The sequence below is a fragment of the Neobacillus camarae genome (assembly GCF_054950115.1).
Map to the genome: position 1 here is coordinate 1484668 of NZ_JBUCKX010000001.1, position 23334 is coordinate 1508001.

The 23334-nt window shown below is 45.8% G+C and carries 22 protein-coding genes; 20 read left to right on the forward strand and 2 right to left on the reverse strand.

The window, feature by feature from the left end; all coding sequences use genetic code 11:
* Positions 1-57 precede the first annotated feature (57 nt).
* The 3 genes from ACY8D0_RS06790 to ACY8D0_RS06800 are packed head-to-tail and all read left to right on the forward strand — an operon-like array spanning position 58 to position 4009.
* Positions 58-1656, forward strand: coding sequence for a spore germination protein (locus tag ACY8D0_RS06790; protein ID WP_462409967.1), 1599 nt, complete (start codon positions 58-60; stop codon positions 1654-1656).
* Entirely contained in the window at positions 1653-2861 is a 1209-nt protein-coding gene (locus ACY8D0_RS06795) for a Ger(x)C family spore germination protein (protein WP_462409714.1), read from the forward strand. The genes ACY8D0_RS06790 and ACY8D0_RS06795 overlap by 4 nt, the downstream gene beginning before the upstream one ends.
* A 20-nt stretch (positions 2862-2881) precedes the next feature.
* Complete coding sequence (locus tag ACY8D0_RS06800) at positions 2882-4009, forward strand: GerAB/ArcD/ProY family transporter (RefSeq protein ID WP_462409715.1); 1128 nt, start codon at positions 2882-2884, stop codon at positions 4007-4009.
* A 46-nt stretch (positions 4010-4055) separates the two neighbouring features.
* Here the strand turns inward: ACY8D0_RS06800 and ACY8D0_RS06805 are convergent, their stop codons facing one another.
* Together ACY8D0_RS06805 and ACY8D0_RS06810 are read right to left on the reverse strand one after the other, a co-directional pair.
* On the reverse strand, positions 4056-4559 hold the full coding sequence (locus tag ACY8D0_RS06805) for a GNAT family N-acetyltransferase (protein WP_462409968.1): 504 nt from the start codon (positions 4557-4559) through the stop codon (positions 4056-4058).
* 198 nt (positions 4560-4757) lie between these two features.
* Positions 4758-4910 carry a YpzG family protein gene (locus tag ACY8D0_RS06810; RefSeq protein WP_462409716.1) on the reverse strand — a complete coding sequence of 51 codons (153 nt, stop codon included), beginning with the start codon at positions 4908-4910 and terminating at the stop codon, positions 4758-4760.
* A gap of 383 nt (positions 4911-5293) precedes the next feature.
* Here ACY8D0_RS06810 and ACY8D0_RS06815 point away from each other — a divergent pair, with 383 nt between their 5' ends.
* The 17 genes from ACY8D0_RS06815 to ACY8D0_RS06895 all read left to right on the forward strand — a co-directional run bounded on the left by ACY8D0_RS06815 (position 5294) and on the right by ACY8D0_RS06895 (position 23327).
* On the forward strand, positions 5294-6472 hold the full coding sequence (locus ACY8D0_RS06815; protein ID WP_462409717.1) for an acyl-CoA dehydrogenase family protein: 1179 nt from the start codon (positions 5294-5296) through the stop codon (positions 6470-6472).
* A gap of 52 nt (positions 6473-6524) precedes the next feature.
* Entirely contained in the window at positions 6525-7289 is a 765-nt protein-coding gene (gene fabG / locus ACY8D0_RS06820) for a 3-oxoacyl-ACP reductase FabG (protein WP_462409718.1), read from the forward strand.
* Between the two features lie 17 nt (positions 7290-7306).
* Positions 7307-7756: a MaoC family dehydratase N-terminal domain-containing protein gene (locus tag ACY8D0_RS06825; protein ID WP_462409719.1), complete on the forward strand. Its 450-nt coding sequence runs from the start codon at positions 7307-7309 to the stop codon at positions 7754-7756.
* On the forward strand, positions 7753-8154 hold the full coding sequence (locus tag ACY8D0_RS06830) for a MaoC/PaaZ C-terminal domain-containing protein (protein WP_462409720.1): 402 nt from the start codon (positions 7753-7755) through the stop codon (positions 8152-8154). Before ACY8D0_RS06825 ends, ACY8D0_RS06830 begins: the two co-directional genes overlap by 4 nt.
* Before the next feature lie 123 nt (positions 8155-8277).
* Complete coding sequence (locus ACY8D0_RS06835) at positions 8278-9045, forward strand: class II aldolase/adducin family protein (RefSeq protein WP_462409721.1); 768 nt, start codon at positions 8278-8280, stop codon at positions 9043-9045.
* 5 nt (positions 9046-9050) lie between these two features.
* The gene (locus tag ACY8D0_RS06840) at positions 9051-9227 is read left to right on the forward strand and encodes a hypothetical protein (RefSeq protein ID WP_462409722.1); all 177 of its coding nucleotides are present in this window, start codon (positions 9051-9053) and stop codon (positions 9225-9227) included.
* A complete protein-coding gene (locus ACY8D0_RS06845; RefSeq protein WP_462409723.1) occupies positions 9224-10372 on the forward strand; it encodes an acyl-CoA dehydrogenase family protein in 1149 nt (382 codons plus the stop codon). The genes ACY8D0_RS06840 and ACY8D0_RS06845 overlap by 4 nt, the downstream gene beginning before the upstream one ends.
* Before the next feature lie 31 nt (positions 10373-10403).
* Entirely contained in the window at positions 10404-11588 is a 1185-nt protein-coding gene (locus ACY8D0_RS06850) for a thiolase family protein (protein WP_462409724.1), read from the forward strand.
* Positions 11589-11707: 119 nt separating this feature from the next.
* On the forward strand, positions 11708-12913 hold the full coding sequence (locus tag ACY8D0_RS06855) for an acyl-CoA dehydrogenase family protein (RefSeq protein ID WP_462409725.1): 1206 nt from the start codon (positions 11708-11710) through the stop codon (positions 12911-12913).
* A 23-nt stretch (positions 12914-12936) separates the two neighbouring features.
* Entirely contained in the window at positions 12937-13710 is a 774-nt protein-coding gene (locus ACY8D0_RS06860) for an SDR family oxidoreductase (RefSeq protein ID WP_462409726.1), read from the forward strand.
* Between the two features lie 258 nt (positions 13711-13968).
* The gene (locus ACY8D0_RS06865) at positions 13969-15141 is read left to right on the forward strand and encodes a thiolase family protein (protein ID WP_462409727.1); all 1173 of its coding nucleotides are present in this window, start codon (positions 13969-13971) and stop codon (positions 15139-15141) included.
* A 334-nt stretch (positions 15142-15475) separates the two neighbouring features.
* The gene (locus ACY8D0_RS06870) at positions 15476-16063 is read left to right on the forward strand and encodes a TetR/AcrR family transcriptional regulator (protein WP_462409728.1); all 588 of its coding nucleotides are present in this window, start codon (positions 15476-15478) and stop codon (positions 16061-16063) included.
* A gap of 25 nt (positions 16064-16088) precedes the next feature.
* Positions 16089-17759: a long-chain fatty acid--CoA ligase gene (locus ACY8D0_RS06875; protein ID WP_462409729.1), complete on the forward strand. Its 1671-nt coding sequence runs from the start codon at positions 16089-16091 to the stop codon at positions 17757-17759.
* Positions 17760-17983: 224 nt separating this feature from the next.
* A complete protein-coding gene (locus tag ACY8D0_RS06880; RefSeq protein WP_462409730.1) occupies positions 17984-18928 on the forward strand; it encodes an MBL fold metallo-hydrolase in 945 nt (314 codons plus the stop codon).
* A 372-nt stretch (positions 18929-19300) separates the two neighbouring features.
* Positions 19301-20818 (forward strand): class I adenylate-forming enzyme family protein, encoded by a 1518-nt coding sequence (locus tag ACY8D0_RS06885; RefSeq protein WP_462409731.1) that lies wholly within the window; start codon positions 19301-19303, stop codon positions 20816-20818.
* A gap of 27 nt (positions 20819-20845) precedes the next feature.
* Positions 20846-21739, forward strand: a complete 894-nt coding sequence (locus ACY8D0_RS06890; RefSeq protein WP_462409732.1) for a R2-like ligand-binding oxidase — start codon at positions 20846-20848, stop codon at positions 21737-21739.
* A 64-nt stretch (positions 21740-21803) separates the two neighbouring features.
* Complete coding sequence (locus ACY8D0_RS06895) at positions 21804-23327, forward strand: aldehyde dehydrogenase family protein (RefSeq protein WP_462409733.1); 1524 nt, start codon at positions 21804-21806, stop codon at positions 23325-23327.
* Positions 23328-23334 lie beyond the last annotated feature (7 nt).

Below are 23334 nucleotides of genomic sequence, written 5' to 3' on the forward strand. Positions count from 1 at the left end.
TTAATCTAACCAATAACAAATATTTATGTTTCTTTGAGTGAGGCGGAATTAGTGTCTATTTTGTCTAAGATTTTTAAAACCAAACGCAAAAAAAGACAAGACGATAATATTAGACAAAAACTGGATCCCTTTCAGCCCAAAGATTTGCCGATTGAGAGAAGTACCCATAAAAATATAACCCGCATACAAGAAGAGTTTGGGAAAAGTTCGGATGTGGGGATCCGGGAGTTTAAGGGCCACAATTATAAAGGGGCACTTGTGTATATTGACGGATTGGTGGATATCAAGATCGTTCAAGATTTCCTGTTGGAGCATCTAATCGATACATCTTCCAATTCTGAAACAACCGACAGTTTTCAGTACGTCAAAGATCATTTAATTGCCATTGGCAGTATTACTACAATTCAAAACTGGAATCAAGTCTTTGACAATTTGCTATCAGGAAATACAGTAGTTTTTATAGACGGATACACTAAAGCAATCAGCGCGGAGACGAAGGGATGGGAAAAACGGTCCATATCAAGCCCTCAAACGCAGTTGTCAATCAAGGGACCTCAGGATGCTTTTACTGAAACACTCCGGACCAATACCGCATTAATTAGAAGGCGGATTAAAAGCCCGAATTTATGGATTGAATCCATGAAATTGGGGAAAGTGTCACAAACAGATATAAGCATGATGTATATAAAAGGAATCGCCAATGAAAAAATTGTGGAAGAAGTGCGAAAAAGGTTAAATCGGATTAATATTGATGACATTCTCGACTCCGGGTACATCGAGCAATTAATTGAGGATCAGACCTGGACCACATTCCCAACCACCTATCATACAGAACGTCCCGACGTGGTCGTTTCCCAATTGATGGAAGGAAGAGTAGCAATTGTAGTCGATGGCAGTCCATTTGTCCTTACGGCCCCTGCGATTTTCATCCAGTTTTTTCAGGCGCCCGACGATTATTATACCAGGTTCGATATTTCAACCGGTATCAGGCTACTGCGAATATTGGCTTTTCTTATTGCACTGATTGGGCCATCGACTTACATCGCAGCAACGACCTTTCATCAGGAAATGATTCCAACCACTTTAGTTATTGCGATTGCAGCCCAAAGGGAAAATGTACCCTTTCCGGCCTTTGTGGAGGCTTTGGTCATGGAGGTCACATTTGAGATTCTTCGTGAAGCAGGGCTTAGGCTCCCAAGGGCCGTCGGCCAGGCTGTCTCGATTGTGGGGGCACTAGTAATCGGCCAGGCTGCCGTACAAGCAGGAATCGTGTCACCGATTATGGTTATCGTGGTGTCGATTACGGCAATCGCCAACTTTTCGACACCAGTTTTCTCAATGGCCATTGCTGCAAGGCTTTTGAGGTTTGCCTTAATGATATTGGCCGCCATGCTGGGGTTTTATGGAATGATGTTAGGAATCATGTTTCTAACTATCCATTTATGCTCAATTCGGTCCTTTGGAGTACCATATATGATGCCTATTGCACCATTTAACTTTCGAAACCAGCAGGACGTATTTGTCCGTTTCCCGCTTTGGGCGTTTACCAACCGGCCTCCGTTTATCAGTAAAGGGAACGTTGCCAGGACTGGGCAAAACATAAAGCCAGGACCGCCTGATCCGCATGACGAGGGGACAAAGGGTGAGAAGTCATGAGAAAATGCACATTGATTATTTCGGTTATTTTCATGATCATACCAGTTTTAAGTGCTTGCTGGAATCAAAAAGAATTGACGGATTTAGCCTTTGTGATGGCTTTGGGAATTGATAAAGGGAAGGATAAGAAGTTTAAATTGTCCTATCAAATTGTGAATCCAGGTAACGTCGCTCCAGGACAATTGGGCGGCGGCCAAGGCCTCCCAATTGCGGTGTATAAAAGTACGGGTGATACCATAACGGAAGCGGCAAGAGATGCCACCAAAAAGGTATCCAGACGCCTTTACTATGCCCACACCAATTTAGTAATTGTCAGCGATGATGTGGCAAAAGAAGATTTACTGATGTTGTTAGACGGGATGGACCGGGACCCGGAATTTCGGACATCCACCGAAATGATTATAGCAAGGGGCGATACAACGGCAGAACAATTGGTCTCTGGCCTGACCATCTTGGATAAACTCCCAGTGAATAAGATTACCAAGGAAATTGAAACAACAGAAAAAATGCTGGGAGAAAATATGCGAGTGACAATTGATGACTTTCTGACAAATTTGGTCAGCAATGGAAAAGAGCCGTTTTTAAACGGGTATAAGGTAATCGGTAAAAAAAACATGGTGAATAAAGAGGAAAACCTAAAAAAAACCACCACCGATGCGTTTTTAGCGGCTGCCGGCTTGGCTGTTTTTAAAAAAGGAAAGTTGCATGCGTGGATTGACGGACCAGATGCACGGGGCGTTGTTTGGATCTCGAATAAAGTCCAAAGCACTGATATCAATCTCGATTGGGAGGGTCAAAAAAAGGCGTTGTCCATTGCTCTTATCCGTTCAAAAACCAAAGTCTCCGCTCAATTTAAGAAAGGTAAACCCGTCATCAACATAAAGGTAGAAAACGAAGGCTGGGTCAGTGAAGCCAATGCAGCCATTGATTTAACGGACCCAAAGGTGATAGAGAAAATTGATAAAAGCCTTGAAAAGGAAACGAAAAAGCAACTGCAGGCATCCGTTAAAAAAGTGCAGGGATTAAAGGTTGATATCTTCGGTTTTGGAGAAAAAGTCCACATAGCGGATCCTAAACGGTGGAAGAACCTTCAGAGTCATTGGGATGAGGAGTTTTCCAAACTACAAGTCAATGTTGAGGTGGAGTCCTATATCCGAAGGGAAGGGATTCGAACAAAACCGTTCTGGAGCGATTACAATAAATAATCTAGGGAGTGGGGACTCCAATGGAACGAACCAAGATTAATGCTTCACAGCTATTCGTCCTAGTTATATTATTTGAAATGGGGAGTGCGATTTTAGTCGGTCTGGGCACCACGGCCAAACAAGATGCCTGGATTGCGGTTTTACTTGGGTTAGCCGGGGGGATTTTAGTCTTTCTCATTTATTACCGGTTATTTCGTTACTATCCTGATTTGATTTTAACAAGTTATGTCCAGAAAATAACCGGGAAGTGGATTGGTCGCCTGATTGGGTTTTTGTATGTTTTATACTTTATGTACTGTGCTTCACGGGTATTGCGAGATTTTGGGGAACTTCTCGTTTCGACCATCTATAACTCCACTCCGCTAATCGTAATTAACTGCTTAATGATTCTGACCGTTATTTATGCGTTATATAAGGGTATTGAGGTTATTGCGAGAGTAGGGGAGTTTTATCTTCTGGTTGTATATGTTATGGCCCTAATAGGTTTCGTATTAATCATCGCTTCCGGATTGATCCATTTGGAAAACCTCAGACCAGTTTTGGAAAACGGTTGGATGCCCGTATTAAAGACTACTTTTGGTGAAACCTTGAACTTCCCATTCGGCGAGATGGTGGTCTTTACCATGATCCTTCCCCACCTGAATGAATCAAAGAAGGTGAAACTCATCGGTATTACAGGGTTGGTTTTAAGCGGAACCAATATTGTCATTACGACTGTCATTAATATTGCCGCGATGGGCACCAATATTTTTGTCAGGGCAAATTTTCCTTTATTGTCGACCATTAGCCGAATTCAATTGGCCAATTTTATTGAACGGCTTGATGTGTTATTTATGCTGTATTTAGTGATTGGCGGCTTCTTTAAAATCACACTCTATTTTTATGCAGCGGTATCAGGGGCAGGGGATATTTTTAAATTAAAGTCCCACGAGAAACTTGGATTCCCAATCGGGGCTTTGGTGCTTTTCGCTTCGGTTACCATTGCATCGAACTATGCGGAGCATATCAAGGAAGGTCTTGAAGTGGCTCCCCTTTATCTTCACTGGCCGTTCCAAATCATCATCCCTTCCATTTTGCTGGTCATTGCCTTTTTCCGGAACAGGACGAAGAACCGCCACCCTTCAAAAGAATACAATAAGGACCTATAAAAAACTGCCCTTTCCCACAAGAGAAGGGCAGTTTTTGATTATGATATTAATCGACGATCCTTTTTCCCATAATAATCAGATCCCGTTCAATCCCGTCCAATTCGGCCACCTTTGGAAGATGGGCCCATTTTTCAAAGCCAAAGCCGGCAAACAGCCGCATACTTGGTTCATTATGGGCAAAAATAAAACCAAGTATTGTTTTGATATTCAATTCCGGAGATTCACTTATCGCCTTTTCCATCAGGAACCGGCCGAGTTTTTTTCCCCGATATTGCTCATGAATATAAATACTGATTTCGGCTGTGTGGTTATAAGCAGGCCTGCCATAGAAAGATTGGAAGCTTATCCATGCACAAATCGTTTCCCCGTCTTCGACTACCCATAACGGGCGATAACCAGCCGAGTGTTCGTTAAACCATGGCAGCCGTGTTTCCACCGAAACGGGTTCCAAATCAGCGGTTACCATCCCGCCGGGGATCGTCGTATTATAAATTTCGACAATAGCAGGTAAATCATTTAATTCTGCGTCTCTGATTGTAAGTTGATCTATCACGTTAGGACACCTCAAAAGTATTGGTAGAAGCTAGTAACTATCTTAAACTTTGAATCCATTAAAATCAAGAGACACAACTAGTTGGCGCGGTGGCAATTCATCAATCAAGAAGACCTTTCCTCGATTGATGGAACCGAGAAAAGGCCTCTTGTCGAGTATAGGCTACTCATTAAATCGTTTCAACGAGCCAATTGCTTACCAATGGTGTGCTTTGGCATTGCTCCTTAAGATGATTGTATTTTGCGTCATTTGCGTCTGACCATTTACCTGCGATTTTTGGCGCTTAGGCCTCGTCCAAGTTTGGTGAAACATCTCTGAATGTGAATCCAAACGCTCCCGGTAGGTCATCCAAATCACCTCATCAAAGGATTTTGAAACGACGATATCCCGTGAAGAATATCAGTACTATCTTTTGTAAAAAACATCAAAAATAAACCATTTCCTTGCAAATACCAAAAGAAAGTTAGTTAAATTAGCTGAAAACGTGTGGATAAAGGGAATTCTTAGCACGAGGGAATTCTGTGTTAGCAGCCTACAAGCAAAGAGAATAGATATTTTTTCCATAATTAAACAAAAAAATTTTTTATTGGAAAATATCACTTGTATTTTCTGAAATTTCGCAATAAAATAAGGGTAACATACCAACCGGTAGGTATGTTTTAGAAGATGATGCATAAGATGTTATATCTGCAAAAATACTAGGTTGCAAGAATAAGAATGGAGGGAAGACGATGCATTTACGATTGACGGATGAGCAAAAAATGGTTCAGCAAACGATCAGGAAATTCGTAGAAAAAGAACTAATGCCCCTTGAAAATGAAGTGCTAAGAAATGAGCGGGAGGGCAGGCCAGGCCTTTCACCTGGCAAGCTGCAGGAATTACAACTGAAGGCGAAGGAAGCAGGTTTCTGGGGAATCAATACTCCTGAAGAATATGGCGGTGCCAACCTCGGCCAGATGATGATGGCCATCGTTTACATGGAAGTGTCCAAGACCTTCGTTCCATTCTCATTTGGCGGTTCTGCAGACAATATCCTCTATTATGGTAATGAAGAGCAAAAGAAAAAATACCTGATTCCGACGATTAATGGCGAAAAGAAATCGTGCTTTGCGATGACAGAGCCTGGCGCTGGGTCGGATACACAAAATATTAAAATGTCGGCAGTAAAAGATGGGGACCATTATGTATTAAATGGTGAAAAGACCTTTATTACTGGAGGAAATGAAGCTGACTTTGTTATGGCAATGGCCATTACCGATAAAGAACTCCATAAGACATCAAGAGGCCGTGAAGGGGTAACATGCTTTATTGTCGACCGTGATATGGGCTGGAAATCGGAGTATATACATACCATGGGAGAATGGGGTCCAGCCGGTTTAGTGTTTGATAATGTCCGGGTTCCTGAGGAAAATATCCTGGGTGAATTGCATAAAGGATACAATCTTGGACTGGAATGGATTGGATTTGCCCGCTGGGTAGTTGGTGCGAGAGCGGTTGGGACTGCGGAAAGATTGCTGCAAATGGCGATTGATTATGCAAAAGAACGGGTTACTTTTGGCAAACCGATAGCTGAACGCCAGGCGATTCAATGGATGATTGCTGATTGCGCGGTAGATATTGAGGCTGCCAGATGGTTAGCAATAAACGCTGCCTGGACCCTGGACGAGGGCGAGGATAACCGTCATCTCGCATCGATGGCAAAGCTTTATGGATCCAACATGGGCAACCGTGTAGTCGATAAAGTTTTACAAATTCATGGCGGTATGGGGTATACAAAAGAATTGCCGATAGAGCGCTGGTACCGTGAAGCAAGACTTTGGAGAATTTACGATGGCACTGACGAAATTCAGCGCATGATTATTTCACGAAATCTGATTAAAGGTCATGTAAAAATCGGCCAATATATTTAAATTTATTTTGTAAGCGTTATCTTTAAGGATCTTATACACGGGAGGAATTAAAATGGCAGGTAGATTTGAAGGAAGAGTAGCCTTTGTAACAGGGGGAAGCCGGGGGATTGGCAAAGGCATTGTCGAGCTTTTTGCACAAGAAGGAGCAAAAGTCGCTTTCATCGATTTAAATGAGGAAGCATTAGCTGAAACGACCAACGAATTACGGGAAAAAGGCTATCAAGTCTATTCAAAAGTAGCGAACGTAGTAGATGCCCAGCAGGTAGAAGATGTATTGAAAGAAGTCAATGACACCTTTGGTTCTGTTGATATTCTAGTGAACAATGCCGGGGTCATTCGTGACAATCTATTATTTAAAATGACCGATTCTGACTGGCAGACGGTCATGGATGTCCATTTAAAAGGTTCCTTCAATGCGGCACGTGCTGTTCAAAAGTACATGGTGGAAAAGAAGTATGGCCGAATCATCAATATTTCCTCCACCTCTGCCCTCGGAAACCGGGGCCAGGCCAACTATGCGGCAGCGAAAGCCGGCTTGCAGGGCTTTACCAAGACGCTGGCAATCGAATTGGGCAGATATGGAATAACCGCTAACTCAGTAGCGCCTGGATTTATTGAAACCGACATGACCAAGGCGACCGCCGAAAGAATTGGCGTTCCATTTGAAAAAATGATTGAAGCCAGTGTTTCTCAAATTCCTGTCGGCAGAAGCGGAAAGCCTGCTGACATTGCCAACGCGGTAGCGTTCTTTGCGGATGAGAAATCATCGTTTGTGAATGGCCAAGTCATCTATGTGGCCGGCGGACCAAAAGTATAATAGAGAGGTGATTGAAATTGTTCCATGATCAAATTGGCAAACAGTCAAATAAGGTAAAGAATACGGTGGAAAGAGGCGCCGTGAAAAAATTTGCCGAATCCATCGGCGACCTTCATCCGATATATGTGGATGAAGAAACCGGAAAAAATTCTCGTTTTCAGGCCAATATTGCCCCTCCAACATTTCCGCGCGTATTCGATTATGGGGTCATTGAAGGGTTGAAACTTCCCAATAAAGGATTAATCCATGGGGAACAGGCTTTTCACTATGTCCGGCCATTACTGGTTGGCGAAGATGTTTACTGTTACTCAACAGTAAAAAATTATTTTGAGAAAAAGGGCAGCTTTGGAGAAATGGGATTCATGGTACTCGCCAACAATGGGGAGGACGCCCAAGGGAATCTAATCTTCAGTTCCACCTCAACAATCGTTATTTCGGAAGCAGTAAGGAAGGTGTTGACCCAATGAGTACCATTTCACAGTTGAATGTGGGTGAGTCCCTAAAGGAGATTCAGCTTAATCCTGTTTCAAGAATTGCTCTGATTAAGTATGCCGGTGCCTCTGGTGATTTTAATCCTATCCATACCATTGATGATGAGGCGAAAAAAGCGGGACTGCCAGGCATCATTGCCCACGGTATGTGGACGATGGGAAATCTGGCCAAGTTGTTTACAGAATTTTACCAGGAAGGCTTTTTAAAAGACTACTCCATCCGGTTTAGAAACATGGTATTTTTGGATGATGTGATCACTTTAAAAGCAGAAGTAAAGGAAAAACAGGAAAATCAGCTGCGCTTTGCGGTTCTAGCGGTCAATCAGAACGGTAAAGAGGTATTAAAGGGTGAAGCGGTTTACCAGCTCTACTAAATCAGAAATCAAATAAGACAGAAAACATGACCCAGCACGAAGATTGGCAACTCTCTTAATGCTGGGTTCACTGTTATTTAGCATTTGCAAAACGTTAACTGCAGCTTTAAAAGGGGTGATGATATGACGGTACAGATGAAAGTAAACTATAAACCTCCCGTTTTCGCAACCGTGGAAGAAGAAAGGCTGCATTTGAAACAAAAACTGGCGGCGGCGTTCCGTCTGTTTTCCAAATTTGGCTTTGATGAAGGGGTAGCAGGGCATATTACAGCAAGGGACCCCGAGCGCCGAGACCATTTCTGGGTAAACCCATATGGCATGCATTTCAGCCAAATTAAGGCATCCGATTTGATTCTTTGTAACCATGACGGCGAAGTCGTGGAAGGAGATTACCCTGTCAATCGGGCAGCATTTGTAATCCACTCCCAAGTCCATGCGGCCCGTCCCGATGTTATTGCGGCAGCGCATGCCCATTCGGTTTACGGAAAGTCCTGGTCGTCGCTTGGCCGCCTTCTCGACCCCATAACACAGGACTCTTGTGCTTTTTTTGAGGATCATTCCTTATTTGATGATTTTACCGGTGTTGTATTGGACATTGAGGAAGGCAGGCGGATTGGAAAAGCGCTCGGGGCCAAAAAGGCGTGCATTCTTAGAAACCATGGTTTGCTCACAGTTGGCAAATCAGTGGACGAAGCGGCCTGGTGGTTTATTACGATGGAGCGTTCCTGCCAGGCTCAGCTGCTGGCTGAATCCGCCGGAAGTCCCGTGTTGATTGATGATGAAAACGCAAGGGCCACCTATAACACTGTCGGTACCCCGGGTGCAGGCTGGTTTCAGTTCCAGCCATTATGGAACCGCATCGTGAAGGAGCAGCCTGATTTATTGGATTAGGCATATTGCCTGAAGGAAGTACGCACTTCCTTTCAGCCTTTTACATACTTTTGGTCAGCGAGATAATCTTATCCGCAGCAGCAGCTTATATTCAGGCTGATGTCCCGAAACCGGGAAGTGGTGAGCCAGACTATCCGATTAAAAGAGAAACGATTGACTTATATGGAGAGGATAAACCATGAATTTTGCATTGGATGACGATATCCTTTTATTAAAAAAGAATGTCCGCGAATTTATACAAACAGAAGTGGAAGCTGTTGCCCAGCAGATTGAAGAAGACAACCAAATACCGGAGCGGATTATCGAGCAATCAAAGGAAATGGGGTTATTTGGCTTAAGCATTCCGGAAGCATACGGCGGACTGGGGATTGGCATGGTTGGCAAGTGCGCGTTATATGAGGAAATCGGCCAGACCCACAATGGCTACACCACGTTAATTGGAGCCCATACCGGCATTGGGACTGTGGGAATTGTGGAAATGGGAAATGAACGGCAGAAGAAAAAGTATTTGCCCGAAATGGCAAGCGGTGAGCGGATCGGGGCGTTTGCCTTGACGGAACCAGAGGCGGGCTCCAATGCGGCTAATTTAAAAACAACTGCTGTAAAAAGAGGCGGCAAATACATTTTAAACGGGCTGAAGCATTATATCACAAATGCCACTGAGGCCAATGTATTTACAGTAATGGCCGTAACCGACCCCGATAAAGGTGCCAAAGGCATCACTTCGTTTATTGTGGAAAAGGATTTCCCTGGTTTTCGCGTGGGAGCCGTGGAAAAGAAGATGGGGCTGCGGGGCTCTCACTCTGCCGAATTAATTTTTGAAGATTGTGAGGTTCCTGTGGAAAATGTTCTGGGTGTTGAAGGCCAGGGCTATGTCAATGCGTTGAAAATATTGGCGAATGGCCGGGCCGGCCTTGCATCAAGGAATCTAGGATCATGCCAGAAACTGCTCGACATGTCCACAAAATATGCGCTGGAACGGATTCAATTCGGCAAACCGATTATCAAAAACCAGGCGGTCAGCCATATGCTGGCGGAAATGGCCGTGGAAATCGAATCACTTCGTTCGTTCACATACCGGGTCGCCTGGATGGTCGACCAGGGAATGAAAGTGATTAAAGAAGCCGCGATGCTGAAGCTTTACGGCTCGGAGGTTTATAATCGGGCAGCTGACAAGGCGGTGCAAATCCATGGGGGATTGGGCTACATCGCCGACTATCCGATTGAGCGTTTTTACCGGGATGCACGGATTACAAGGATTTATGAAGGAACATCAGAAATTCAAAAGAACATCATTGCCGCTCAGCTTGAAAAAGAATATAGCTAAAACCAGTTTTAAAAAGAGGGGGGGATGAAAGTTGGCAGAGGATATTGTGATTGTCAGTGCTGTACGGACACCCGTCGGCAGGTACGGTGGCTCACTAAAAAGCCTGAATTCAGGCCATCTGGCTTCCATCGTGATAAAAGAAGCGGTAAAGCGGGCCGGTATTCTTCCAGACGATATCGATGAAGTGATTCTTGGGGAAGTCCGGCAGTCCACTGAGTCATCGAATGTGGCAAGGGTGGCGGCCTTACGGGCCGGGGTTCCGGAAACTGTACCCGCGTTTACCATTAACCGTTTGTGTGCTTCGGGGATGCAGGCAATTGCCTCCGCCGCCCAACAAATCGCTTTTGGCCAGGCGGATATAGTGGTCGCCGGTGGAACGGAAAGCATGAGTAATGCTCCCCTTTATCTGCGCAATTCCCGGTTTGGCGGGGATAATCCCAAACTCGTCGATTCCAATACAGAAGCAGGCCAGCAGCCGCAGGAACTATACAGCAGTGAGCTTGGCATGGGGAAGACGGCAGAGAATGTGGCAGAGCGATTTGCTATTTCTCGGGAGGATCAAGATCGATTTGCCCTCATGAGCCAACAGCGTGCGGCAGCAGCCATCCGTGAAGGGCGATTCCAAGAAGAAATCGTCCCGATAGAGGTAAAAGGAAAAAAAGCTTCCGTTATCGTTTCGGAGGACGAACACCCAAGACCGGAAACCACCCTTGAAGCCTTGGGAAAACTAAAACCGGCCTTTAAAACAGATGGCACGGTTACGGCCGGAAATGCCTGTGGTCGGAATGATGGGGCATGCGCTCTGGTCCTCGCATCTGCCCGTCAAGCCGAAGCGCTGGGACTCAAACCGATGGCGAGAATTGTCGATTGGGCAACGGTGGGGGTATCGCCGGAAATAATGGGGATTGGACCGGTGCCCGCCGTGCGGAAGCTGCTGGAACGCACGAATCTTACCCTTGATGACATCGACTTGCTTGAATTGAATGAAGCTTTTGCCTCCCAAGCATTGGCCGTCGTTCGCGAACTCAAGCTCGATATTGAAAAGGTGAATGTGAATGGCGGCGCCATTGCATTTGGACACCCGCTTGGAGCAACGGGGGCCAAAATCCTGACGACTCTATTGTATGAGTTGGAGAGAAGAGGGGGACAGCGAGGCATCGCCACCCTTTGCGTGGGCGGGGGACAGGGAATGGCGATGATGTTGGAGAGACTCTGAGGTTGATGGAGAAAATTGACGAAGGATGGACGTTGAATATTCGAAAAATTTCTAATATTATATGGTTATTCGCATACTAACTAGTTAGTATGTCGAGCCGATATGAGGAGTGAAACCAAATGAATTTTGATTACTCGGATAAAGTGAAACAATTACAGAAGAAACTGAATGAGTTCATGGAAGAAAACGTTTACCCTAATGAGCAAGTTTACCACGAACAACTCGACAAGAACGATCCATTTTCAAAGATTCCTCCCATCATGGAAGAACTTAAAGAAAAAGCCAAGCAAGCGGATCTTTGGAATTTATTTTTACCGGAAAGCGAGTACGGGGCTGGATTGACCAATTTAGAGTATGCTCCGCTTTGCGAAATCATGGGCCGTTCGGCCATTGCACCGGAAGTGTTTAACTGCGCCGCACCGGATACCGGCAATATGGAGGTTCTGGTCCGGTATGGAACGGAAGAACATAAAGAAAAATGGTTGAAGCCGCTCCTGGACGGGGAAATCAGGTCTTGTTTTTCGATGACCGAACCAGAGGTTGCTTCATCTGACGCAACCAACATTCAGGCAAGTATTATCCGCGATGGAGATGAGTACGTCATTAATGGAACGAAATGGTGGTCTTCTGGTGCCGGGGACCCACGCTGTCAAATCGCGATTGTCATGGGGAAAAACGATCCAAATGCCCCGACGCATGAGCAGCAATCGATGATTTTGGTGCCGCTCGATGCCCCTGGGGTTAAAATTAAGCGGCTGCTCCCTGTGTTCGGCTATGATCATGCACCGCATGGCCATGCAGAAATTGAGTATAACAATGTGCGTGTGCCAGCCTCCAATATGTTATGGGGTGAAGGAAAAGGTTTCGCAATCGCACAGGGACGGTTGGGGCCAGGCCGGATTCATCATTGCATGCGGACTATCGGTGCAGCAGAGCGGGCACTTGAAGAAATGTGCAAGCGCGTTCAAAGCCGAGTCGCCTTCGGCAAGAGGCTTTCCGACCAAGGCGTCATCCAAGACTGGATTGCCGAAGCTCGAATTGACATTGAACAGGCACGGTTACTGACCCTTAAAGCTGCTTATATGATGGATACCGCAGGCAATAAGGAAGCAAAAGCTGAAATTGCGATGATTAAAGTGATTGCCCCTAATATGGCTTTAAAAATCATCGACCGAGCCATCCAAGCCTTTGGAGCCGCAGGCGTCAGTGAAGATACGCCACTTGCTGCCAGCTGGGCCAATATCCGCACGCTCAGGTTGGCGGATGGTCCGGATGAGGTTCACAAGCGGGCAATTGCCAGATACGAATTAAAAAAATACCGATGACATCGTCAGAGGGGGAGACCAAGGTGCATGTAAAAGAGTTATTTGATTTAACAGGGAAGGTTGCCATTGTAACGGGCGGCGGACGAGGCCTGGGCCAGCAAATCGCCGAGGGTTATGCTGAAGCTGGTGCCCATGTGGTGGTGTGCTCACGAAAGCTCGAGGCCTGTCAGGAAGTAAGCGAAGAATTGAAGACGCTTGGGGTTGAGAGCCTAGCGTTGAAATGTGATGTTTCGGACCCTGAGGATGTAAAAAATGTGGTCGCCAAAACGATGGAGAATTTTGGGCGAATTGATATATTGGTCAATAACAGTGGAGCTTCCTGGGGGGCACCCGTAGAGGAAATGCCCCTAGAGGCTTGGCAAAAAGTCATGAATGTCAACGCAACCGGAACTTTCCTGATGTCCCAAGAAGTCGGAAAAGTGATGCTGAAGCAAAAATCCGGAAAAATTATTAACATCGCTTCGACTGCTGCACTAAAGGGAGGCGACCCAAGAATTATGGATGCCATCGGCTATAACTCCAGCAAAGGGGCAGTCGTTTCCTTCACAAAGGATTTAGCCGTCAAATGGGGACCGCATGGCATCTATGTCAATGCCATCGCACCTGGATTTTTCCCGACCAAAATGTCAAAAATACTGCTAGAACGGGGTGGGGACGCCATCCTACAAGGAACCCCATTACGGAAATTCGGATCCGACTCCGACCTAAAAGGAGTCGCCCTATTCCTCGCAGCCCCTGCATCAGATTTCGTCACCGGCGACATTCTCGTCGTCGACGGTGGTGCCCACGTAAAGTAAATTAGGCTCTATGCGACCGAAGACAAAGAAAAAATAGAATGAGGGTAACGTAGAAGGGCTCTACGCGACCGAAACCGAAGAAAAAGAGGACTGAGGGTAACGTAGAAAGGCTCTACGTGACCGAAAACCAAGATAAAGTGGAATAAGTGTAACGTAGAAGGGGAGGGGCCCAGTCCCCCAGCAAAGCAACAAATGAATGTAGTGGGGGTCTGGCTCCATTGAATTACCTTGAAATAAAAAAACAAGGGGGAGTTTTGGATGAAACGGGATGCAGTCATTGTTTCGGCGGTCAGGACGGCAATCGGCAGGCAGGGGAGTGCTTTGGCAACAGTCCCTGCGCATGTGCTGGGTGCTGAAGTGATTAAAGAGGCGGTTAAGCGAGCGAACATTGCGCCTGATCTGATAGATGATGTGATTTTTGGCAATGTGTTATCCGGCGGTGGGAATATTGCTAGATTAACAGCTTTGCAGACGGGTCTTTCCATTGATATACCAGGTTTAACAGTGGACCGCCAATGCGGCTCCGGAATTAATGCCATCAATCTGGCGGCACAGGCCATCCGTGCTGGTGACGGCGATATATTTGTAGCCGGCGGCACGGAGAGCATGTCGAGGGCGCCGTACTTAATGGAGCGGCCAGAAAAAGCTTTTAACTCCGCTCCGCCAAGCTTTAAAAAGGCCCAGCTTTCAACTAAAGAAATCGGGGACCCGCCAATGGGCATTACGGCTGAAAATCTCGTAAAGAAATACCAGATTTCCCGTGAGGAACAAGATGCATTTGCCTTAAGGAGCCAGCAGCGAATGGCGACTGCCATGGAAGAGGGCCGCTTTGATGAGCAGATTGTTCCGATTATGATTCCGGTCAGAAAAGGCGAGCCGATTGTTTTCAAAACCGATGAACACCCAAGGCCGCAAACTACCCTTGAAACTCTGGCAAAACTGCCCGCAGCCTTCCTTCAGGGCGGAACGGTCACTGCCGGCAACAGTTCGGGATTAAATGATGCGGCCTCGGCCTTAGTCATCATGTCCCGCGAAAAAGCGGAGGAATTACAATTAACCCCGTTAGCTGTCATCCGTGAGTATGCGGTCGCAGGTGTGGATCCCAATATCATGGGAATCGGCCCGGTTCCGGCAGTGCGCAAGGTACTAGAAAAATCAGGGTTATCTTTAGAGGATTTTGACCTCATTGAAATCAATGAAGCTTTTTCCGCCCAAGTACTTGCTTGTAACCGTGAACTGAAAATGGATATGGAAAAAGTCAACGTCAATGGCGGAGCCATCGCCCATGGGCACCCGCTTGGGGCAACAGGAGCCATTTTAGCAACCAAAGCCTGCTATGAATTGAAACGGACAGGGGGCCGATATGCCCTGATCACCGCTTGTATTGGCGGCGGTCAAGGAATTGCCACTATCATTGAACGAGAATTTTAATACAATTTAGAGTTGTTACTCATGGTTAAAATACCGGCTAATTCATTCTATTAAAATAGAAATAGGGTAGGGAGATGTCAGGCATCAAAAGCCTTCATTTTAAAAATAAGGTTCTGTTATACGATATTGTAGATTTTTTTAAATGCTATGATGATTGGAGCGGAAAAGCCCGCCCCCTGCGGGAGTACGGGGCCGAGGAGGCTCCCAGGTATGCCCGCGGGTTTGCTTAGCGACTGGAGCGGAAATCAACAGCCGATTTAACAGAGACAAAAATAAAGAAAAAACTGGTTATGATGCCTGCCACTGCAGCTTGCAGCCGAAAGGAAATCATCCTATGAAGGATAAAATTATGGAAACAGGAATCCTGTTGTTCGACCAAAATGGATTTAAGTCTACTTCTATTCAGGATATCGTCCAAGAGCTGGGGGTAACGAAGGGGACATTTTATTACTATTTTAACAGTAAAGAAGAACTGCTAAAGGAAATCCACTTGCAGTATATTGAAGGCTTGATTCAGCAGCAGGATGAAATCCTAAAAGAACCATCCTATGATTTTGCTCAGAAGCTTTATGAAATTATTTTTATGCTAATCTGCAATATTAAAACAAAGAGACCAAGTGCACGGATTTTTACAAGGGAAATGAGGCACTTAAGTGAAGCAAACATTAAGGAACTGAAGGAAAAACGGAATGAATTCCGGAAACATATCCAAAAATTAATTGAACAGGGAATTGAACATGGTGAGATTAAAACAGGGATGCGAGCGGACATCTTGACCATGGGCATTTTGGGAATTACCAATTGGAGTTATTACTGGTATAACCCGTACGGGGAAGTTCCGGAAGAAAAAGTCGTAGACATCTTTTTGGAGCTTATTCTAAAAGGTATTACGAAAAATGACAGCGTTTCCATAAAAAACTAACAAACTAGTAGAGGAGAGAAGGAATATGTTAACTCTTCATTTTGAACATTGGCCAAAAATCTCAAAATCACTTAAAGTTCCTGCCACATCGTTATACGACAACCTTAAGGTCAGTGCCAGACGGTATCCGGACCAGACGGCTATCTTTTACTATGGGAACACGCTAACCTACCAGCAATTAGATGACGAAGTGAATGCCCTGGCAGGTTATTTGCAGCATAAACTCGGAGTCCAAACCGGAGAAAAAGTCTTGTTATTTATGCAAAATTCACCGCAGTTTGTGATTGGTTACTATGCGATATTAAGGGCCAATGCCGTAGTGGTTCCCATTAATCCGATGCTGGTGGCCGATGAATTGGAATTCTATGTACGGGATTGTGAAATCAAGACGGCCTTACTGGGACAGGAATTATACGATCGTGTTCATCCACTTGTGGGAAAAACAACTCTCGAAAATTTGATGATTGCGGCCTATTCCGATTATAAAGGAGAAGGGTTTGAAGCACTGCTGCCAAAAGAGGTCGAGGCGGAAAGGGCAGTCTTTTTCGAACCGAACTATTACCTCTGGAGTGGGGCCATTTCCGCGAACATGACGCCAACAGAGCATACTTCAAAAGGAGACGACCTAGCCTGTATGCCGTATACCTCAGGCACGACTGGATTGCCAAAAGGCTGTATGCACACGAACCGAACGATTAATGCCAATACGGTCGGCGCCAATCACTGGTCTTCATCTACACCAAATGCTATGCACCTGATGACGCTACCGCTTTTCCATGTAACGGGCATGGTTCACAGCATGCATATGCCAATCTTTAGCGGCGGGACGATGGTGATCATGACGAGATGGAATCGCGAGGCCGCGGTACAGCTTATAAAAAATTTAGGCTGCACGCATTGGGTAGCGATTGCCACAATGATTGTCGATTTCCTTGCCAATCCCAATCTGAAGGCCGAGGATATTGCATCCCTGGTTTCTATTTCCGGAGGAGGTGCGGCACTGCCGGAAGCCGTTGGGGAAAAACTGTTTAAGCTGACAGGTTTACGATTTGTGGAAGGCTACGGGCTGTCTGAAACGATTGCCCAGACCCACTTCAATCCGCCTGATCGTCCCAAAATGCAATGCTTGGGGATTCCATCTTTTGATGTGGACGCTAGAATAATTGAGCCGTCAACAGGAAGAGAACTGGGGATTGAAGAGGTTGGCGAAATTATTGTAAACGGGCCGCAGGTAATGGTCGGTTATTATAATCGTGATGATGAAAACCGGAATGCGTTTATTGACATCGACGGGAAAAGGTTCTTCCGTACAGGGGATATTGGCCGTTATGACGAAGAAGGTTACTTCTTTATCGTCGACCGAGTGAAACGGATGATCAATGCTTCCGGTTTCAAGGTTTGGCCAACAGAGGTGGAATCATACCTTTACAAGCATCCGGCCATCCAGCAGGCCTGTGTTGTTGGCGTTCCAGATCCAAGACGGGGCGAAACCGTTAAGGCGTTTGTAATTCTCAACCAAGATTATGAAGGAAAAGTAACGGAGGAAGAAATTATCGAGTGGTCAAAACAGCATATGGCCGCTTATAAATATCCTAGAATGATAGAGTTCAGAAAAGAGTTTCCAATGACCTCCAGCGGAAAAATCCTCTGGCGGACACTCCAAGACGAAGAAAAGAAAAAGACAGGAGTACAGTAAGCAATCCACCGAGGGGCTAACCCGTTTTGGCCGGCCTCTCCCTGAGTAAAAATAAATTTTGGAAAAGTCTTCATTATATTGGTCAATCGCTAATAGGATAGTTTTGTTACCGTCCAAGACCAAGTAGATAAGACTATTGGATTAGTCAATTGAATCATATAACAGACCGTGTGCCTCCAAAACAGTATACAGGTTCAAGAATAATAGAGAGGGAGGGACAAGAATTGGTCAACGTTGTTCCCATTGAATTGGAAACCACTTTTGCCGAAGGAACGGTCAATGCCTTTTTAGTTATGGGTGATACCATTAGCCTTGTGGACACCGGTAACCCCGGGAAGGAATCCTACGAACAGTTCAAGAACAAGCTCCAGGAGCATGGAGTCCAATTAAGTGATATTGATCAGATTGTGTTGACACATATTCACGTTGATCATGCGGGGGGAATTCCCTATATTCAGCAAGAAATCGATGTACCCATTTATGTACATGAGTGGGCACAAGGCCCATTAAATGCAGGTAGGGACGATTTTGAGAAGGCACAGCAATTTTTTCATGAGTTTATTGCCGGATGCGGTGCTGATTTCAACGAGCATATTGTCCGGCGCCGTTATCGTAAGGAACATTGGAACAACGTTGTCTATCTGACAGAAGGGGATACAGTCCGGCTTGGCGGGGCTGAATTTGAAACCGTTCATGTTCCGGGTCACAGTCAAACAGACATTTTACTGTGGAATCGGGAATCAGGCATTGCCTTTGCTGGCGACCATCTGATAAAAGCCTTTTCGGTTAATGCATTCATCGAGCCGCCCGATCCAGGGGAAGAGCATCGGCCAAAACCACTGCTGCAATATCGGGACTCCCTTAAAAAGGTTAGACAATTGCCGCTCACCACCATCTACCCTGGGCATGGAGAGGTTTTTTCCAATCACGTTGCCTTGGTTGACAAACGATTGCAGGAACAGGAAAAACGGTGCAACGCAATATTACATATCCTGGCAGGTGGTGCAAAAACCGTTTTCGAAATCAGCAGGCAAATGTATCCCCATTTACATGATAGAGCCGTGTTTTTGGGATTATCGCAAATTCAGGGCCACTTGGATTTATTAGAACAAAGACACCAAGTACGTTTTGAAAAACAAGGACCGATTGTGTATTATTACGCCATTTAAACAAGACCTCCTCGAATATTTTTGAATTTGAAAAGCTGTTTTCGTAGATATTGTTGTTTTCCTACTCATGTTTATCCAAGAATAATTCGCATTGAAAGATAAAGCGTACCTATTAATAATTGGGATTCTTTAAGAGGTATAAGCGACCGTTCAGGAGCTTTTTCTGAGAGACCGGTCGTTAATAAGGGCTATTAACGACCGATCTGGTGATTTTTTCGAGCGGACAGTCGCTAATAAAGGCTATTAACGACCGGACCGGTCATTTTTCCAAGCAAACGGTTCTTTATCGCTATTACGTCTTCCCGGCAGTCTTTTAATGTAGAAAAAGCAACAATCCTTTAGAAAAGAGCCATTTGAAAAGGAGTGGATTTGGTGAAGCTAAAAGACCTGCTAGAAACCAATATCAGGGAATTTGGTGAATATCCTTTATTGTATTTTAAGGACAAAACCTACACCAATGTGGAAACGAAGCAGCATGCCGAACAATTGGCGAATGGCCTGCGGAAGCTTGGGATCAAAAAAGGCGACCGGGTCATGGTCTGCATGCCCAATTGTCCAGAAGTCCTGTTCGCTTACCAAGGAATTACAAGAGCTGGTGCAATCATTGTGCCGGTCATGTTTTTGCTTCATCCCAAAGAGCTTCACTTTATCGCTTTAAATTCCGGTGCCAAAGCGGTCATTACCTCCTCTTTTGTGCTGCAAAATGTAGAAACCGCCTTAGAAGGGCTGCCTGCGCGCCCGCTGGTCATTGTCACCGACCAGCCAACAAATGATAAAGTTACTAACTTTTATGATGTGTTGGAGGCACAAGACAACGGGGGGACTGACGATGTAAAGGCAGACGACACCGCCGTGGTTCTTTATACATCCGGAACAACGGGCAATCCCAAAGGCGTTATGTTAACCCACAAAAATTTATTCTCCAATGCAGATAATTCTGCCAAGGATAATGATTCTGAGCGGGTAACGACCATCGGTGTGCTTCCGCTCGCCCATGTATATGGGCTAACTGTTTCCAATGTATTATTTTTAACCGGCAGTTCAATCGTTGTTTTTTCCAAATTTGATGTGGAAGAAGTATTGAGCGCCATTGAAAACTATCAAGTTCGATCCTTTTCAGCTGTACCAGCGATGATTTATGCTCTTGTTTCTTACCCAAATGCCGATCGTTTTAATACCTCCAGTCTGGAATCGATTGGTTCGGGTTCAGCCCCGCTGCCCGTTGCACTTTTGCATGCATTTGAGAAGAAGTTTGGTGCACAAGTGTATGAAGGCTATGGGCTGTCTGAAGCGGCTCCGATCGTAACGGCCCACCGAAAAGGAATAGAGATTAAGCCGGGCTCTGTGGGAATACCGATTCCAGGTGTCGAGGTAAAAATCGTGGATGATTCCGGCAAAGAAGTTCCTGTCGGTGAAGTAGGCGAATTGATTGTCCGAGGTGACAATATCACACCTGGCTATTATCAAAACGTGGAGGAAACCAAGCGAGTCCTTAAAGACGGCTGGTTATATACAGGCGACATGGCCCGGTTGGATGACGAAGGCTATCTCTATATCGTGGACCGGAAAAAAGACTTAATTATCCGGGGTGGCTTTAATATTTATCCGCGGGATGTGGAAGAACTGTTAAACGGCCATGAGGACGTTTTAGAAGCGGCGGTAGTGGGAATACCGGATGCGCGAATGGGTGAGGAAGTGATTGCCTGTGTCGTGAAAAAACCGGAGACCACCATCACGGAAGAAGAATTAATCCGCTATTGCCAGGAGCATTTGGCGAAAAATAAAACGCCAAGAAGGATCGTATTTCTTGAGGCACTACCTAGAAACGGGGTCGGCAAAATTTTAAAAACCCATCTCCGCCAAACAGCAGCCGATCTCTCTATAAAATAATTTAAAAAAAAGAAAGGGGAATGATGAATGGAGAAAAGGACGATTTTAACTACAAGCACCCGTGGATTGCTGGAAGATTCGTTTCCGTACCGCCTCTATCAAAAAGCCAAGCGGGTAGGAACCTGGAATCCTGCTTACATTGACTTTTCACAGGATCAAAAAGATTGGCAGACATTGAATACAGAACAGAAGGAAGACATTTTAAAGCTAATCGCCATGTTTCAAGCTGGAGAAGAAGCGGTGACATTAGACCTGTTGCCGCTGATTATGGCGATTGCCAAGGAAGGACGCCTTGAAGAAGAAATGTTTCTTACAACCTTCTTATTTGAGGAAGCCAAGCATACCGAATTCTTCCGATTGGTATTGAATGCGATCGGAGAAAAAGGCGATTTATCTCATTTCCACTCCGATACTTATAAAAAGATATTTTACGAGATTCTGCCGGAAACAATGGAAAGATTGGTAACAGACCAGTCTCCAGAGGCAATTGCGGAAGCATCCGTTGTTTATAACATGTTTGTCGAAGGGGTTATGGCAGAGACCGGATATTTCTCCTTCTATAATTCACTAGAGAAAGCCGGGATTATGCCAGGACTGTTAGAGGGAATTGGAAATTTAAAACGGGATGAGTCCCGCCACATCGGTTACGGCACATTCCTTTTGCAGCGGTTAATCTGTGAACATCCTTCTATCTATGACCTTGTGACGGCGAAAATGGGCGAATTGGCACCTCTTGCGCTTCAAATCAATCAGGAGGGGCTTGATGGGAAAGACGTCACTTCCTTTGGCGGCGACCCGGATGAAGTCATGAATTTTACCATGAAGCAGCTGGCGGTTCGAATGGAAATACTAGGCCGTGCGAGAGGCAAGAAAATCGAGGAGATTTATAAAGTAACAGATAGCGAGATTGGGGTTCTATAAAAAATCGTTGTTTATTGTAATTTTGAATGCAGCAATCATCATTACTTTGAAGGAGGAATTAGACATGGCAGTAAATGTAGAGGTACAAACATTTCCCCATTTTATCAATGGAAAGTGGGAACCGGCAGCAAGCGGGGCAACCTTTGATGTCGTGAACCCGGCCACAGGTGAGCTTGTCGCAAAGGTAGCAAAAGGGACGGCTGAGGACGTTGACCGTGCCGTGAAGGCAGCGCGGGGCGCCTTTGATCAAGGGGATTGGAAAACCATGAAGCCAAAGGACCGGGCCAATGTCCTGAATAGGATTGCCCACCAGATTGCAGCCAATGCCCAAGAGCTTGCATACTTGGAGGCGATAAGCTCGGGAGGTACGGTCCGGCGGATTGGTGCCAGCGATATTCTGCAAATGGTCGATTTGTTCCAAACGATGGCCAAATTTGTTCTTGACTATCCATACTCAGAAACATTGCCCGTTCCGCCGTTCCCGGGACCGGCCCACAACTTTATTTGGCGCGAGCCAATCGGAGTCTGTGCAGCGGTGACACCATGGAACCTGCCAATGTTGATTGCCACTTGGAAAATTGCCCCGGCATTGGCGATGGGGAACACGATGGTCATCAAACCGGCCAGCTATACCCCGTTGTCCACTTTAAAATTGGCAGAACTGATTTCTGCCGTTGTTCCACCGGGTGTGATAAACGTGGTGGCTGGTCCAGGTGCGGAAGTGGGCGAAGCCCTCGTTACTCATCCGATGGTGGATAAAGTGGCGTTTACCGGTTCTACGGATGTGGGACGCAGAATTATGGAGCTTGCAGCAGGCACGATTAAAAAGACAACATTGGAGCTTGGCGGCAAGTCACCGAACATCCTGTTAGAGGATGCCGACCTGGAAATTGCCCTGCCAGGCAGCTTGTTCGGTGTGTTCTTGCACTCCGGCCAGCTGTGTGAATCCGGCACTCGCTTGTTTGTCCCTGACCATCTGCATGATCGGGTAGTGGAAGGCCTTAAGGCACTTGCCAGCAAAATTAAGCTCGGAAATCCGCTTGACCCAGCCACTGATGTGGGTCCGATTATTTCGAAAAAACAAAAAGAAACCATCCTCTCCTATATTGAAGCAGGAAAAGCGGAAGGGGCCACCTTGGTTTGCGGCGGCAATGCAGTGACTGTTCCTGGCTGTGAAGGAGGACATTTCGTTGAGCCAACAATTTTTACCAATGTAACGAATGATATGAAAATTGCCCAAGAGGAAATTTTTGGACCAGTCTTGTCGGTGATCCGTTATTCTGATGTCGACGAAGCGATCCGGATGGCCAATGATACGATTTACGGTTTGGCTGCGGGCGTTTGGACACGCGATGTCAATAAAGCCTATGATGTGGCACGCAAGCTTCAAGCTGGCGTCGTTTGGATTAATGACTGGCATATGCTCCGCAGTGATGCCCCGTTCGGCGGCTATAAGCAAAGCGGCATCGGCCGTGAAATGGGTGTCCATTCACTTGATGCTTACACCCAGGTGAAGCATGTTCATACCTCCATGACTCCGGAGCTTGAGAGAAGGAACTGGTACGGAATTTTATTTGGCCAAAACTAATCAGGAA

Excerpts from the sequence above, each read along its gene's own strand:
- ACY8D0_RS06795 (WP_462409714.1), top strand. The coding sequence starts at position 1,653 with ATGAGAAAATGCACATTGATTATTTCGGTTATTTTCATGATCATACCA.
- ACY8D0_RS06800 (WP_462409715.1), top strand. The coding sequence starts at position 2,882 with ATGGAACGAACCAAGATTAATGCTTCACAGCTATTCGTCCTAGTTATA.
- ACY8D0_RS06810 (WP_462409716.1), bottom strand. The coding sequence starts at position 4,910 with ATGACCTACCGGGAGCGTTTGGATTCACATTCAGAGATGTTTCACCAA.
- ACY8D0_RS06815 (WP_462409717.1), top strand. The coding sequence starts at position 5,294 with ATGCATTTACGATTGACGGATGAGCAAAAAATGGTTCAGCAAACGATC.
- fabG (WP_462409718.1), top strand. The coding sequence starts at position 6,525 with ATGGCAGGTAGATTTGAAGGAAGAGTAGCCTTTGTAACAGGGGGAAGC.
- ACY8D0_RS06830 (WP_462409720.1), top strand. The coding sequence starts at position 7,753 with ATGAGTACCATTTCACAGTTGAATGTGGGTGAGTCCCTAAAGGAGATT.
- ACY8D0_RS06835 (WP_462409721.1), top strand. The coding sequence starts at position 8,278 with ATGACGGTACAGATGAAAGTAAACTATAAACCTCCCGTTTTCGCAACC.
- ACY8D0_RS06845 (WP_462409723.1), top strand. The coding sequence starts at position 9,224 with ATGAATTTTGCATTGGATGACGATATCCTTTTATTAAAAAAGAATGTC.
- ACY8D0_RS06855 (WP_462409725.1), top strand. The coding sequence starts at position 11,708 with ATGAATTTTGATTACTCGGATAAAGTGAAACAATTACAGAAGAAACTG.
- ACY8D0_RS06865 (WP_462409727.1), top strand. The coding sequence starts at position 13,969 with ATGAAACGGGATGCAGTCATTGTTTCGGCGGTCAGGACGGCAATCGGC.
- ACY8D0_RS06870 (WP_462409728.1), top strand. The coding sequence starts at position 15,476 with ATGAAGGATAAAATTATGGAAACAGGAATCCTGTTGTTCGACCAAAAT.
- ACY8D0_RS06875 (WP_462409729.1), top strand. The coding sequence starts at position 16,089 with ATGTTAACTCTTCATTTTGAACATTGGCCAAAAATCTCAAAATCACTT.
- ACY8D0_RS06890 (WP_462409732.1), top strand. The coding sequence starts at position 20,846 with ATGGAGAAAAGGACGATTTTAACTACAAGCACCCGTGGATTGCTGGAA.
- ACY8D0_RS06895 (WP_462409733.1), top strand. The coding sequence starts at position 21,804 with ATGGCAGTAAATGTAGAGGTACAAACATTTCCCCATTTTATCAATGGA.